At 47.8% G+C, this 14,213-nt stretch carries 14 protein-coding genes; 9 read left to right on the top strand and 5 right to left on the bottom strand.

What is annotated here, in order from left to right; translation table 11 throughout:
- The first annotated feature begins 85 nt into the window (after positions 1-85).
- Both EXG77_RS14685 and EXG77_RS14680 read left to right on the top strand, forming a co-directional pair.
- Positions 86-1,021, top strand: coding sequence for an NADP-dependent oxidoreductase (locus EXG77_RS14685; protein ID WP_035399147.1), 936 nt, complete (start codon positions 86-88; stop codon positions 1,019-1,021).
- 168 nt (positions 1,022-1,189) lie between these two features.
- Positions 1,190-1,774: a DUF4352 domain-containing protein gene (locus tag EXG77_RS14680; protein WP_052017223.1), complete on the top strand. Its 585-nt coding sequence runs from the start codon at positions 1,190-1,192 to the stop codon at positions 1,772-1,774.
- A gap of 260 nt (positions 1,775-2,034) precedes the next feature.
- On the opposite strand, the gene EXG77_RS14675 is transcribed toward EXG77_RS14680, so the two are convergent.
- The gene (locus EXG77_RS14675; RefSeq protein WP_035399145.1) at positions 2,035-2,817 is read right to left on the bottom strand and encodes a nucleotidyltransferase domain-containing protein; all 783 of its coding nucleotides are present in this window, start codon (positions 2,815-2,817) and stop codon (positions 2,035-2,037) included.
- Positions 2,818-2,921: 104 nt separating this feature from the next.
- A complete protein-coding gene (locus EXG77_RS14670) occupies positions 2,922-3,272 on the bottom strand; it encodes a helix-turn-helix domain-containing protein (protein ID WP_023466835.1) in 351 nt (116 codons plus the stop codon).
- Between the two features lie 121 nt (positions 3,273-3,393).
- Between EXG77_RS14670 and EXG77_RS14665 the strand changes: the two genes are divergently transcribed.
- Entirely contained in the window at positions 3,394-4,242 is an 849-nt protein-coding gene (locus EXG77_RS14665) for a VOC family protein (RefSeq protein WP_035399144.1), read from the top strand.
- A 48-nt stretch (positions 4,243-4,290) separates the two neighbouring features.
- Here the strand turns inward: EXG77_RS14665 and EXG77_RS14660 are convergent, their stop codons facing one another.
- Positions 4,291-5,076: an NUDIX domain-containing protein gene (locus tag EXG77_RS14660; RefSeq protein WP_050676870.1), complete on the bottom strand. Its 786-nt coding sequence runs from the start codon at positions 5,074-5,076 to the stop codon at positions 4,291-4,293.
- 272 nt (positions 5,077-5,348) lie between these two features.
- Here EXG77_RS14660 and EXG77_RS14655 point away from each other — a divergent pair, with 272 nt between their 5' ends.
- The 3 genes from EXG77_RS14655 to EXG77_RS14645 all read left to right on the top strand — a co-directional run bounded on the left by EXG77_RS14655 (position 5,349) and on the right by EXG77_RS14645 (position 8,052).
- Positions 5,349-5,930: a DedA family protein gene (locus EXG77_RS14655; protein ID WP_035399143.1), complete on the top strand. Its 582-nt coding sequence runs from the start codon at positions 5,349-5,351 to the stop codon at positions 5,928-5,930.
- 276 nt (positions 5,931-6,206) lie between these two features.
- A complete protein-coding gene (locus EXG77_RS14650) occupies positions 6,207-7,574 on the top strand; it encodes a PepSY domain-containing protein (protein WP_035399142.1) in 1,368 nt (455 codons plus the stop codon).
- Positions 7,567-8,052 (top strand): FixH family protein, encoded by a 486-nt coding sequence (locus tag EXG77_RS14645; RefSeq protein WP_035399141.1) that lies wholly within the window; start codon positions 7,567-7,569, stop codon positions 8,050-8,052. Before EXG77_RS14650 ends, EXG77_RS14645 begins: the two co-directional genes overlap by 8 nt.
- Before the next feature lie 66 nt (positions 8,053-8,118).
- On the opposite strand, the gene EXG77_RS14640 is transcribed toward EXG77_RS14645, so the two are convergent.
- The gene (locus tag EXG77_RS14640; protein WP_052017222.1) at positions 8,119-9,138 is read right to left on the bottom strand and encodes a hypothetical protein; all 1,020 of its coding nucleotides are present in this window, start codon (positions 9,136-9,138) and stop codon (positions 8,119-8,121) included.
- 245 nt (positions 9,139-9,383) lie between these two features.
- Between EXG77_RS14640 and EXG77_RS14635 the strand changes: the two genes are divergently transcribed.
- The 3 genes from EXG77_RS14635 (at position 9,384) to EXG77_RS14625 (ending at position 12,331) form a co-directional block, all read left to right on the top strand.
- Entirely contained in the window at positions 9,384-10,754 is a 1,371-nt protein-coding gene (locus tag EXG77_RS14635) for a hypothetical protein (RefSeq protein WP_023466846.1), read from the top strand.
- Positions 10,755-10,817: 63 nt separating this feature from the next.
- Positions 10,818-11,345 carry a copper resistance CopC family protein gene (locus EXG77_RS14630; protein ID WP_052017221.1) on the top strand — a complete coding sequence of 176 codons (528 nt, stop codon included), beginning with the start codon at positions 10,818-10,820 and terminating at the stop codon, positions 11,343-11,345.
- A complete protein-coding gene (locus tag EXG77_RS14625) occupies positions 11,279-12,331 on the top strand; it encodes a copper resistance D family protein (RefSeq protein ID WP_081637447.1) in 1,053 nt (350 codons plus the stop codon). Before EXG77_RS14630 ends, EXG77_RS14625 begins: the two co-directional genes overlap by 67 nt.
- Positions 12,332-12,381: 50 nt before the next feature.
- Here EXG77_RS14625 and EXG77_RS14620 read toward each other — a convergent pair whose 3' ends face one another.
- Complete coding sequence (locus EXG77_RS14620) at positions 12,382-14,175, bottom strand: acyltransferase family protein (RefSeq protein ID WP_035399140.1); 1,794 nt, start codon at positions 14,173-14,175, stop codon at positions 12,382-12,384.
- Positions 14,176-14,213: the final 38 nt, after the last annotated feature.

Here is a 14,213-nt window from a genome sequence, read left to right as displayed (position 1 = left end):
GAGCTGTTGTGTATCTTCAGACTGTTTGTCGGTAGGACGGACGGGGAAGAAGATAGGGAACGAATATTGAAGGAGGAGTCAACGGATGAAGGCAGCTTACATTGAACAGTATGGTGGATCGGAACAATTCAAGGTCGGAGAACTGGACAAGCCGGTCATCGGACCGGATGATGTTTTAATCGAAGTCTACGCCGCGAGTGTAAACCCGGTCGATTGGAAACTACGCGAAGGATACTTGCGTCAGATGTTGAGCTACGAAATGCCGCTCGTCATCGGTTGGGACGTTGCCGGTGTGATTCAGGAAGTAGGAGAAAACGTCTCCGATCTTCAAGTCGGGGACGCTGTTTTCAGCCGTCCGGAAATCGCTCGCCAAGGAACATATGCCGAGTACGTCGCGGTCGATGCCCATCTCGTCGTCAAAAAACCAGAATCGCTCAGCTTCGCAGAAGCAGCGTCTCTTCCACTCGTCTCACATACAGCGTGGCAGGTCATGTTCGAAGTGATGGATGCGAAGCCAGGTGACCGGATCTTTATTGGTGCCGGATCAGGCGGCGTCGGAACGGTCGCGATTCAACTCGCAAAAGCGAACGGTTTGTACGTCATCACGTCAACAAGTACGAAAAACGTTGACTGGGTAAAAGCGCTTGGAGCCGACGAAGTCATTGACTACAAACAGGAAAATCCGGCCGATCGTGTTCGCGACGTCGATTTTGTATTTGATACGATGGGTGGCGACAAGCAAGGGGAACTGTATCAGGTGCTGAAGCCGAACGGCATGCTCGTCTCGATTTCCACACCACCAGATGAAGAACAAGCGAAAGAGCATAATGCACGTTCTGCGTATGTCTTCATGCAACCGACGGGTGAACGTTTACGACATATCGCTAAAGCTGTCGAACGTGGCGAGCTACAACCTGTCGTCGATCGGATCTTTGATCTAGATCAAATTAAGGAAGCACATGATTATGGCGAAGAAGGACACGCAAAAGGAAAAATCGTCATTCGGGTCAAGGGAGAATAAGAAGAGGAGGACGCTGAAATCAGCGTTCTCTTTTATTTTTTGTCAATCTTTTTATCGAACCATAAACAAAAAATAACCTGGTTAAAAAAGTATAAAGGATAAGGGGTTGCTTCTTCCTATACTAGGGCTATCAGACGTGAGTCAGCCACATTAAAAGGAGGAAGTAACATGAAAAAAGGATTGAAGTGGGCAGGAATTATCGTGATCGGCGCAGTTATTCTCGGGAATCTAGGAGATGACGAAGAACAAGCAGCACCGGAGAAAAAAGTAGAAGTCGAACAAGAAGCAGTCAAATCAGAAGCAAAACCAGTGAAGGCAAAAGCAGTTGCAAAACCGGTCAAGAAAACGTACGGGGTGAATGATCAGGTAAAGGTCGGGAAACTGACGTACGTCGTCAACGACGTCAAGATGGTCGATACGTTGTCGAACGTTCTCGGAGAAAAGAAAACATCAGGACAATTCTTAGTCATCGGTCTGACGATTCTAAACGGAGATAAGGAAGAGCGATTCGTCGACAGCAACATGTTTAAAGTCAATGTCGGCGATACGGAATACTCAGCCGATACGGTACTCGATCTTTATGCGAATGAAGACGGGATGGGCTTCTTCTTAGAGACAATCAACCCGAATATCGAGAAAACCGGCAACATCGTCTTTGAATTACCGAAACAGGTGAAAAATCCGATGCTTGAAGTCTCGTCTGGCTTTGGCTGGGCAGGTGGACAATCAAAAGAGATTCAATTGACACAGTAATGAGTGACCATAGAAGAGACTCAATAAAAGAATGACGCGTCTTTTCACGCCCTTTCCTCAGGCGAGACACAAGCTAGTTTTCCTGCTTCATTTAAGCAGGAAAGCGGGTCTTGTTTGTCTCTGACAGCGCATAAATGCGCTTGTTCCTGTAGGAGTGGCGTGTGACGCGTCATTCTTTTTGTTACGAGATAAGGGTGGCAGATCATCATTCTGCCACTCTTATCTTTGTGGAAACTGACTTTTGAGTCAGCCCGTTCTTGTTACCGTCCTGATTGTTGGATCGAGAGTTCAGGCGTTAATCGATCGAGTAAAGCGAGCGTCTCTGGATGAGAGGCGAGCGTCTGGTCGAGCGCGTTCCGTTCAGTCTCTAGACATGCTAGATAACGTTGAGCCGCTTCAGCGTGCGTTGCGGGTGTCAAGACGTCATAGACCGCTTCAAGAGCAAGGCGTGGATGGTCTGGCAATGTCGTCGGAATCGTCTTTAATCCAAGTTGCGCTCGTTCAGGAGCATGATGATGGAGTAAGACTTTTGCGAACTTGATCAAGGCGCTACGGAGCATCTCGACTGCCCATAAGTCATTTCCGCGAGCTGCTGCTTTTTTATATTGGAACAAGAACCAGACTGCGTCGATCGCTTCATCGGTCGCTTCTTGAGCAGAAAGCGTTAAGTCGCAAGTATCGGTAAAGTCCGTCAACTGTTCTTGTGGATCATACAAGACACGCAATTGATCCTTATGGTTCAGCGAGTCAAGCGTCACCGTGAACAAATCGATATGTAGCAGATCATCATAGACGACGATCATCTGCGGCGCGATGATATCGATCTCATCTTTCCAGATGATCGAACGATAAGCAGAAAGGTGGGACAAGCGACGTGATAAGAATGTTGATTGACGTTCTTCCGATACGAGACAGTATAGATCGATGTCTGAATGAACATCTTCTTCTCCCCGTCCAAAAGATCCTTTCAAGAAGATAGCTTCGACTGCAGGATCTTGTTTGAGTCGAGCAACCAGTTGCTCGATCGCATGAAGTTGATGCATGAGGACTCATTCCTTTCTAAAAACAGAAGTCTATTAAGTCAGTATACGGGAAAATAGACAGGTTTTTCCATGAAAAAATGAGAAATCACATCGAAATGGATTTCTCATTGAGAAGCAGAAGCGAGTTTTTCTTTATGTTCGAGATGAAGGACGTGTTGTTCACCCCATGCATTGATCGCGTCAAGAACTGGAATGAGCGTCCGACCATAATCCGTCAGAGAGTACTCGACACGGGGTGGGACTTCTTGATAAATCTCGCGATGGACGATATCGTTCAGTTCGAGCTCACGCAGTTGAGCCGTCAGCATTTTTTGCGTAATGTTCGGCAATTGTCGTTTCAGTTCACTGAAGCGGAGCGTTCCGTGTGTGATCAAGACGAGTAAAATCGACGGCTTCCATTTTCCGGTCAAGATTTCGAGCGCTGTCTCGACGCGACAGCTTGGTGTCTCTTCCATCGGTCTTCCTCCTTCATGGTATCGTTTAGGATACTATACCACTTATTCGTGCCTACTTCCGCTTCGATCGCTTCCGCGTAATAATAGGGATACGAGCTATTTCATTGAAGGAGGAAACAAGATGTCCATTCATCCACAAATCACACTCGGTCCTGTTCGCTTGCGTATCACGGACCTCGACCGTTCGATTTCATTTTATACAACGTCACTCGGATTACGCGTGCTAACGCAAACGGATCAGTTGACGGTGCTCGGCGCACAAGATACACCACTCGTTGAGCTTGAAGTCCATCCGAATGCCCGCCGTTTTCCACCGAACTCGGTCGCCGGATTATATCATTTTGCGATTTTGCTACCGAACCGAAAAGAACTTGGTTTCGTCATCCGGAACTTGATCGAACAAGGAATTGAGATTGGTCAAGGCGATCACCTCGTCAGCGAAGCCTTTTACCTATCGGATCCAGATGGGAACGGAATCGAGATTTACGCCGATCGTCCGCGTGAGACGTGGACATACGAAGCCAATGGAGACGTTAAGATGACGACGGATCCCGTCGATTGGCAAAGCATGCTCGTCGAAGCGGGAGAAGAAGATTGGTACGGCATGCCAAGCGATACGGTCATGGGACATGTCCATTTCCACGTCAAGACACTCGAAGCAGCGCGGACATTTTATGTCGAGACGCTCGGTTTTGACGTTGCCGCTGACGCTTCGCGGATGCGTGCATTGTTCGTTGCTGCCGGTGGCTATCACCATCACATCGGTCTGAACGTCTGGTCTGGTGTCAACGCACCGACGAATCCGGAAGATGCGGTCGGACTCGTCTACTGGACACTACGTTATCCGGATCAAGCGACGCTCCAAGCAGCGATCGAGGCGTTGAAGTCTTCCGCTTATACCGTTACCGATCAAGCAGGCGATGTCTATGTCACCGATGATGCCGGAATTACCGCTCGATTGACAACGTAACCGAAAAAAATCCCCTTACAGTGAAAACACTGTAAGGGGATTTTTGGTTTACCGTGAAGACGACGTTGCGTTACCGTCGTACCGACTGATCAGTTCATACGGTCTGACTTTATATAAGGCATGCGGGAAGTAATGGGGATCCATTGCATCAAGCGTCCGCAACTGAAAGTGTTCCCGTTTGATATACTCACTCAGCGAGTCACGTGTCAGTGGGAAGAAGCCGACATCCGTCGTTTCGCCTTCTTGTGTCGCGAGTTCACCACCAACGGCTTTCCCACGGAAGCAGACACAAAGGACGTGACTTGAGACATTTTGATAGATACCGGTGATGCCATCGATTGTGACATCAATACCGGTCTCTTCTTTGACTTCTCGCTTGATGGCGTCAAGAATCGACTCGTGATTTTCGACTTGTCCACCCGGCATCTCATACGTATCACCCCGGTGGAGGTTGCGGACGAGCAGGACTTCATCGGCATCGTTCGTGATGTACGCGGTCACGCTGACGATCGCGCGAGGGGGAGCATACGTACCGGTCGCTGTCATGAAATCTTCATAGGATTTGATATAGAGGTTTTTGCCGAGACGCGCGCGCTTCTTCATCGCTTCGCGACGTAAAGCACTGTTGCGGACATCACGATCGACTTGTTCGTAATGTTCACGGTCGCGATATTCCCAAATAGCGATAACTTCATCTTCTGCCTCGGTCACCCAGCGACCAACAAGACGGGCACCATGGCTGACTTGGAGCGGGTACAAATAGGTATGGAAAAACTCAGTGAATTCTTCTAGGCGTTCGGGACGAATCGTATAGGTCTTCCGGCGATGTAACATGGAAATTCCTCCTATCAGATGAGCGTTCAGATGTACGTTGTACCCCTTCTCGAACGGACGGATGAAACCCTTTTTCTCGATGTGGGAAAAGGAGTTTTTATTGAACGATTGCGTATACATGTCCTACGGTCTAAGTGACTTTAAATCATCGATGATGATCTCTTTTGATCGGAAAAGTATAACTAAAGAAGAACTTAAGAAATGGATAGGGCTCAACTTCAGAAAAATCGGGGATACTGAAAGTAGAGAGAAACAGAAAGAAGGGATACGTGATGGATATCATGGCACTCGTCCGCCTGGCTGGCGGAATCATGTTCACCCCATTGTCGGACGATGTCTTGATGATGAGTTTTGCAGCACTTCGATTACGAGAGGGGATGTACCCGGTCGTCATCTGGTTGACCGCATGGCCGGTCTTCTTCATCGCCTTTACGTGGTTTTATCTACTTGCTCGGTTCTTCCGTGAGATTCCGCTCGTCAAACGGTGGATGAAGTCACGTTTCTTAGAACGAGCAGAAACGATCATCGAACGACGCGGGTTATGGGCAATCGGACTATCGTTCTTCTTACCCGGCGTCAGACATCCGATTCATTATGTCGCTGGACTCCTCGGTTATCCGTTACCGCGTTATTTAGTGATGACATTCTTAGCAGCAGGCGTTTATACAGGACTCTGGACTTTTTTGATCGTCCGGATCGGAAAAGCTGTGACGTGGTCGGAGCTGTGGAACTGGCTTCAGGTGAATCCCGGAATCATCAGTGCGATCGTAGTCATCTTAATCGGTCTAGTAGTAACAGGTATCGTATATCATCGGCGTCAAAAGGAATCAGTCGAGGAAAGTTCTTCAATATAAAAACATCACACGAGCAAGCGAATCCAGGTCAGGATTCGCTTTTTTAGATGAAGTTTGGTTTTATGAATAAGGATAGTTTTTTGAAATAAGAAGTAATCTACAAGAAAAGTGAAATCATTGTCAAAAAAAGACGTTTTTCACTTCTTAAAAGCTACGTGATTTACACACTGTATTGGCAATTTATCGTCACAAGCAAGTGGCTGAAATTGGATTGTAAACGCTTATACTAGGAGGTGTTCACAGAGTGGACATATTTATTTCCAGAGGAGGATACATATGAATCTCATGCAGACGGAAGAGACGGTCAAAAAAGCACCGACTTCTTCTGCTTACCGGACGATTTGGCGGTGGCACTTTTATGCTGGTATCATTTTTGCACCGTTCCTAGTCATGCTTGCTGTGACAGGATCCATTTATCTTTTTAAGCCACAAATCGAAAACGTCCTGTATCAATCGTATTATGAAGTTACACCACAAGCAGATCGCATCACTGCGACGGAACAGATTGATCGCGTCAAAGCGAAGTATCCCGATGCACTTGTCACGTCGTACCGACCGGGTGAATCCGACGATCGATCCAGTGAAGTGAAGGTCTCGTCACCAGACATGTCGGCGACGGTCTTCGTCAATCCGTATTCTGGTAAGATCATCGGAACATTATCTGACGATGACCGGATCATGAATAAAATCGAAGAGATCCACGGGGAACTGATGGCGGGAACGACTGGCGATCGGATCGTTGAACTCGTCGCCTGTTGGGCAATCGTCTTGATCGTGACGGGACTGTTCCTATGGTTCCCGCGTAAGCAAAAGGGACTGTCAGGTGTCTTGTTCCCACGTCTTCGTCAAGGCAAGAAGTTATTCCGTCGTGATCTCCACGCTGTTCCAGCATTCTGGATCACAGCAGGGATGCTGTTCCTGATCTTGACTGGCTTACCGTGGTCCGGTTTCTGGGGAACGAACTTCCAGTCCCTTGTCACGAACCAAGGGCTTGGTTATCCACCGTCCATCTGGGGTGGGGAGGCACCGACGTCAACACTTCAAACGAAGGATATCGCGGAAGTCCCGTGGGCTGCCGAAACACTTGATGTCCCGCAATCAAAAGTCGAAGGTGCTGTTCCAGCTTCGATCGATGACATCGTTGCAATCGGCAAACAACAAGGGATGGATCCAAGCTTTAAGATCAGTATTCCAAGTGACCCGAGCGGTGTCTATACGCTGTCTGCATATCCAGCGAAAGCACAGAATGAAGCGACGATCCATCTCGATCAATATTCCGGTGCCGTGCTCGCTGATTATCGTTATGACAACTATGGTGTCGTCGGAAAGATCGTCGCGACCGGGATCACACTCCACAAGGGAACGGAATTCGGCTGGTTCAATCAGTTAATTAGTCTGTTGATTTGTCTCGGAATCATTCTCGTGGCCGTCAGTGGTTTCTATCTCTGGCTGAAGCGAAAACCAAGTAAAGGGATGGGGGCGCCGAAAGGACCGAAAGCATTCATGTTGAAAGGATTCCTCGCTGTGCTTGTCGTGCTGGGAATCGTCTTCCCGCTTGTTGGACTCTCGTTGCTCGTCGTCTGGCTGGTCGATTTCCTCGTCATCCGTCGTATTCCGAGTGTAAGGAGGTTCTTCAATGCGTAAATCGATACAAACACTCATGCTCGGCGGACTGCTCGTCACGACGACGAGTCTTGCTGGCTGTGCGGTCGATTCCGATGCAGCAGAACAGTATGCCGTAGCTAAGCCGTTATTGATCAAAATGAATATCCCAAAGGACTTACAACCGGATGCCAAGAAAAAGCAGACGTTTGAAGCAACAGTCTGGCGTGAAGCCAAACCGGTTCAAAAAGTCGATTATGTCCACTTTGAAATCTGGAAAGCGGATGGAACAGTACGCTATAGTATGGAACCGGCAGAGGAGACAAAGCCAGGTGTCTATACGATTGCGAAGGCACTACCGAAATCCGGCTTGTATTATGTCAAAGCGCATGCAAGCAGTGAAGGTGCGATGATCATGCCAACACGGCAGTTCATCGTCGGTGAGTTATCGAAAGAAGATTTAAAAATCTTACAAGGTGGAGCAAAACCAGCTGGCGGAAGTAGCGGTCACCATCATTGAAGAATAAGGAAATAAAAAATGAGAGGGTGGAATACTATTCCGTCCTCTCATTTTTCGTATAGACGATTAATCGTCATCACCATGATCTCCGTGATCATCCCCGTCATCGTCTCCATGATCGTCTGAATCATCATCTTGATCATCATCTTCTGAGTCATCCGAAGAATCATCGTCATCCGAGTGCTCATCTTCTGATTCGAGTTCCTGTCCATTATAGAACTTGATCTGGACGTGTAACGTTTTGATGTTTGGCAATTGAAGTGCCTGTGCGACTAACGTTAATAATTCTTCTTCCGTCATCGATGGTGTGACGAGAAGACGATCTTTTAACGTCGCAACGTCAGTAATACCGATCTCGTCTTTAAAGCGCAATTCTTTCCGTTGATGTTCATTACTGTAACGCCACTCGAACTTTTTCTTATTCGTATCCGTCACTTTGATCATGATCCGTTTGAGTTCTTGATTATTCTGAACCCCGTCGTGATCCGTATCTTCCTGATCATCTCGAGTCCCGTCCTGATCGCTGTCTGCTTTGGTTGGATCAGAACCAAGTTCGAATTCGTCTTCATTCAGAAGCGTATCTTGATCGCGGTCCTCTTCGTTATCTTTGATGCCGTCACGATCTGAATCATTTTTCAGTGGCTGCGTACCCACGATGAATTCTTCTCGTGTCGTCAATCGATCCTGATCTTGGTCTTCTTTATCATCAGAAATACCATCTTGATCGGAATCCTTCTTCAATGGATTTAGATGCGCTGTGTATTCTTGTTGATTCGTAAGTAAGTCGCGGTCCGAATCCTCTTTCCCATCCTTGATTCCGTCGCGGTCCGAATCCGATTTAGTGGGGTTGAGGCGAAGTTGATACTCTTGTACATTCATCAAACCGTCGCGATCGTGATCTTTTGTTGCGACTTGTTTTCCATATCCCAAATGATATTGTTTTTGCCAAGCATCTGGAATCCCATTTTTGTCTCGATCGACTTGCACGACAGGTTTCTTCTTCGCTTTACTTTTTGCTTCGACAGGTCCAACTGCTTGCGAGACGACGAGCGAAGCAAGTACTGCGCCAATGACAATCCGTTTCATAAGTCCACTCCTGTTCTATAAAAGATAAAAGATGAGGTTATAAGAAGATTCTAATGAAATGATTAGAAAATAAGTTGGCTGTTTCGCGAAATGAGTAAATAAAAACTAAAAAATAATGAAAGTGCTGCATAAGTTTATTTCGTTAGAAAAAATATTTTAAATAAAAAATGTAAAAAGATAAAACCATTCGTGAACTCCTTACGTTATCTATGTGAAGTCCAAAAAATCAAAGGGGTGTTCATAAGATGAAGATGAAAAAGTCGTATCTCGCTGTTCCGCTTAGTGCCGCATTGTTGATTCCAGCAGCAGGTGTTAGTGCACATGGTCATGAGGACCATAGTAAGATGTCTCACAGTTCAGGGAAAGTCTCCCTCGATGTCTCATCTCCAGCATCGGATTTACGAGCGACACTCGATCAAATTCTATCTGAACACGCGTATCTCGCAGTCGTTGCGATGCAAAAAGGAATTGATGGTAAAGAAGATTTTGAGCAGGCAGCCGGTGCCTTGAATCAAAACACGGATGATTTAGCGGCAGCTGTTGGTTCCGTCTACGGGGAAGAAGCAGGCGCTGCCTTCAAAGAAATCTGGGCGAGCCATATCGGTTACTTCGTCGATTACGTCAAAGCAACTGGTGCCAAGGACGAAGACGCGAAACAAAAAGCATTGAAAGAGCTTGATGAGTATCGTGTCGAACAGGCTGCGTTCCTCGATAAAGCAACGGAAGGACGTCTGAAGGCAGCGGATCTCGAAGCAGGACTAAAAGTCCATATCACGCAACTGTTAACATCGTTTGATAGCTACGTTGCTGGTGATTATGATGCTGCCTACAGTAATCTACGTAAAGCAATCGAGCATATGTATATGGTGGGAGAAGGGTTATCTGGTGCGATCGTCGATCAGTACCCAGATAAATTCAAAAATACGAAAGTTGATACACCAGCAGCTGATCTTCGTGCCGGACTGAACCGAAACTTCTCTGAACACGCGGCGCTTGCAGTGCTCGCGATGCAAAAAGGAATTGACGGAGCAAAAGACTTTGACGCTGCGGCCGGTGCCTTGAATCAAAATACGGATGACCTGACAGCTTCGATTGGCTCTGTTTATGGTAGTGAAGCAGCGCAACAATTCAAGAAGATTTGGTCGAGCCACATCGGCTACTTCGTTGACTATGTCAAAGCAACAGGTGCGAAAGATGATCAAGCACGCGACATGGCTGTGAAGGAACTTGATGAGTACCGTGTTGAACAGGCAGCATTCCTCGATGCAGCAACAGAAGGACGTTTGAAAGCGAAAGATTTGGAAGAAGGATTAAAGGTTCACATTGACCAACTCTTGCTTGCTTTCAATAGCTATAATGAAAAAGATTACGACAAAACGTACCCAGCGATTCGTGAAGCGTACGCGCATATGTACGGTGTAGGGGAAGGGACTGCGACAGCAATCGTCGATCAGTTCCCAGATAAATTCAAAGGTGCACCATCTGGAATGCCGAACACTGGTCTCGGTGGTATGCAAGAAAAAGCATCGACGACAGGTATCGTCTGGTCACTGCTTGGTATCGCAGCAGCATCGATCCTTGGATTCTTCGCACTCCGTCGTCGCCCGCAACAATAAAGGACGACCCGCTGGTGACAGCGGGTTTTCTTGTACACATCAAGCAGAAAGGAGGTAAACGACATGCGCATCATCCGATTTGCCCTTCTGTTCCTCATTTGTCTGTTGCCCATATCGGTCGAAGCACACACGAGTTTAAAAAGCTCGAATCCGGCAGATGGATCGGCATTATCTGAACCCGTCAATCGGATCCGCTTGACGTTCAGTGAGGCTGTTGAAAAAACGAGCACCTTACGTGTAGTAGACGCGAATGGAGTTGAACAAGCCCTTGCGAAACCACTTATCATCGGAAATGAACTGAGTGCTGTCGTCTCAGAGCCTTTAACGGAAGGAAAATACACGATCAAGTGGGCGTCGATTTCAGATGATGGTCATCCCGTGAAAGGAACGATCCGTTTTACGGTACTGGGTGCGGCAAAAGCTGAAACAAGCACTGTAGAAAAGGCTGAGCCGATGGAAAAAAAAGCAGCAGTCGTTCCTGAAGCAGAGCCTGTTTCAAAAGGACTCGTTCCGACACTGCTCCCATGGATCGTCGGGGGACTGTTAATCAGTATCGTCATCCTTCTCGTGTTACGTCGTCGTTCGACATGAGTGCGTTTCTAGGAGAACTACTCGTCTATATGGGTGGAGCGCTTTGGATGGGCTATTTGGTATTATGCTTCATCCCAACGAAACGAAAACCGCTATTAATGGACGGTACGTCGTGGGCGGTAGCGGGACTCGGGATGCTCGTTCTTGGAACGAGCATCCCGGTCTTTGGTGCCGTTCGTTTTCTACTTTCGACGCAAACGATGACAGAGGCTCTTCGAACAGGATTACTGGAGTTGCATATCGGTCGGATGTTTCTTGTCGTTTACTTCTCTGCTTTACTCCTATTGATCGTATTCGCATGGCAAAAGCGACGATCCATCCTGCTCGCACTCTTGACGATCCCGTTATGGATTGGCATCGCAGGAACGAGTCACGCGGCGGCCAAATACGGTGCGCTCGGGTGGACGCTTCAGTTTAGTCACTTCTTATGTGTGACAGCTTGGATCGGTGTCGTGTTTTGGGTAGCCATCGGTGCTCGCTCGACCGTTCATTGGTCTGCCTTTTTAAGTTGGTTCAGTCCGTTTGCCCGGATCGCCTTTACGGGTGTCATCCTGTCAGGGCTGTTACTGATGCAACTGGCGATTCCGCTTGAACGTTATCCGAATCTCTGGGGCGTGCCATACGGTCAAGCGTTGTTGCTGAAGCACCTTTTATTGTTACCGCTTTTGTTCTATGCTTTCTGTAATGGCACGCTTGTTCGGCGTCGGTTGCGTTTTGACTCAACGTACGATCCGCGTCCGTTACTCCGGATGGAGAGTATCATTTTAGTATTGCTGTTCATGGCGAGTGCTTCACTCAGCCGTCTCGAACAACCGACGCTAGGGCAACTACCGACCGGTGATCCAGTGGGGAATGGATGGGTTTTGATGATGGGGATTGCAACCTTACCACTGCTTTTACTCGGATATCGTCGGCATGCAGTGGGTATCTTGCTGAGTTTATTCAGCGTCAGTTTGATTTATCTTGGGTTGCTAGCGACAGGATGAGTATAAAAAACAAGGTAGCGGATCGTTCCGCTACCTTGTTTGACGTGGTCTTATTTCGTTGAAACAGCGCAATTCGTTGCTTTCGCAAGAATCTTCGAATAGGCACGTGCGCCCTTGATATTCAAATGGACACCATCTGCTTCGAAGTAAGATGGATGTTTGACGGCAACAGCATGCCAGTCGATCAGTTCGACTCGCTTCCGTTTCGATGCCTCGCGTAACATCTGATTGACCTCTGCTTCCCACGGACGCGGGACGCGTGCAGTGACCAGATAGACGTGATCGGCATTTGCGAATTGATCGAGCAAACTGTTCAACTGATCCTTTCGGAAGCTACCGTTCGTTCCGAGGTGGAGAATGACTTGGCGTCCATGTCGATTATACGCGGCATACTGCTCACTCAGCGGAATCGCTTCTCGCAGCTGACGACCGAGTTTCGCATCAATCGTCAATTGCTTGAGCGTACTGCCGAGATAATCTTCGACACCGAGTAAGACCGAGTCCCCGATCGCAAGCGTCGGTCGACAGATTTTTCGCTGATCGGGCTTTGCTTTTGGTGTCGTCGGTTTCAGGATCGGCTTCGGTTTTTCTTTTGGTGCCGCTACCTTATGAAAGGCAGGTTCTGGCTTCGGCGTATCGGAGACAGCAAGAATCGATAAGTTACCGATGAAGCTGACGATGAGAATCGTCAACACGGCAACACTCGTCCACTGCATCGTTGAAAACTGACGTAACTGTCGCGGATGTAACGACAGACGTTCTAAATAACCGGATAGTCCGTGCTGACGAATCGGACGTTCGATAAAGCGATACGATGCTTCAGTTAAGGCGACAAGCACGACGACGATCAATACGGTCCGAAGTAATGAGAACGTGCCGATTTGCTCGACTGGCGTTATCAGTGTGATGACGGGAAAATGCCACAGATATAGACCGTACGATCGTTTACCGATCGCAACAAGTGCTGGATGCGCAAACCATTGACTCCAAATCGACGCCGGATGAGCAATTGTAGCAATTATTAGTGCAGCAAGGACGGCGACAAGGAAAAAGCCACCCCGGTATAAGAAGCTTCCGAACTCACTTGTGACAATCATCAATATAAGCAAGAGTGGCAAAGTAACGGCACCTATTTGATTCAGTAATCGGACACCACGTTTTGGGATATCGAGCTTAAAGCGGGTTGGTTGCCACGCGAAAGCGAGTAGACTCCCAATCAATAGGGCGAATAACCGAGTATCCGTGCCATAGTAGACACGACTTGGATCTTCACCAGGTGTGAACTGAATCGCCATCGCAAGCACGGATGCACCGATCGCAACGCCCATCAATTGCAGGAACAAGCGACGATTTTTCATTCCGAACCAAAGTAAGATCGGGAATAGCAGGTAGAACTGCTCCTCGATTGCGAGCGACCAAAGGTTTTGAATCGGTGATGGCTTACCGAACGACTCGAAATAGGAGACGTCATGGAAGATATACCACCAGTTCGTCCCGTAAATGAGCGCAAAGGCACTATCTTGGCGAACCGTATGCAACAGTTCGCGTTCAAAGATGGTTACGTACCCGAGAACGAGTAACAGCATGACGAATAGGGCCGGGAACAGGCGACGGAAGCGATGAATCCAAAATCGTTTCAAATCGAGGCGTCCGGTCGTCTGCCACTCGCGTAACAAGAGACCGGTAATCAGATAACCGGATAGGACGAAAAAGAGATCAACACCGAGGAAACCACCGGAGAAGAATGAAACCGACAGATGGTAGAGAATGACAGATAGAACAGCGAAGGCACGTAAGCCATCAAGCCCTGGCATATATGTAATCGAACGAGACGAGGATTTCATAAGACACGAACAACTCCTTTAAAACGACAACTAATTTC

The sequence above is a fragment of the Exiguobacterium sp. OS-77 genome, from assembly GCF_000414195.2.
Lineage (GTDB): Bacteria > Bacillota > Bacilli > Exiguobacteriales > Exiguobacteriaceae > Exiguobacterium_A > Exiguobacterium_A indicum.
This window is presented reverse-complemented; position numbering and strand designations above follow the sequence as displayed.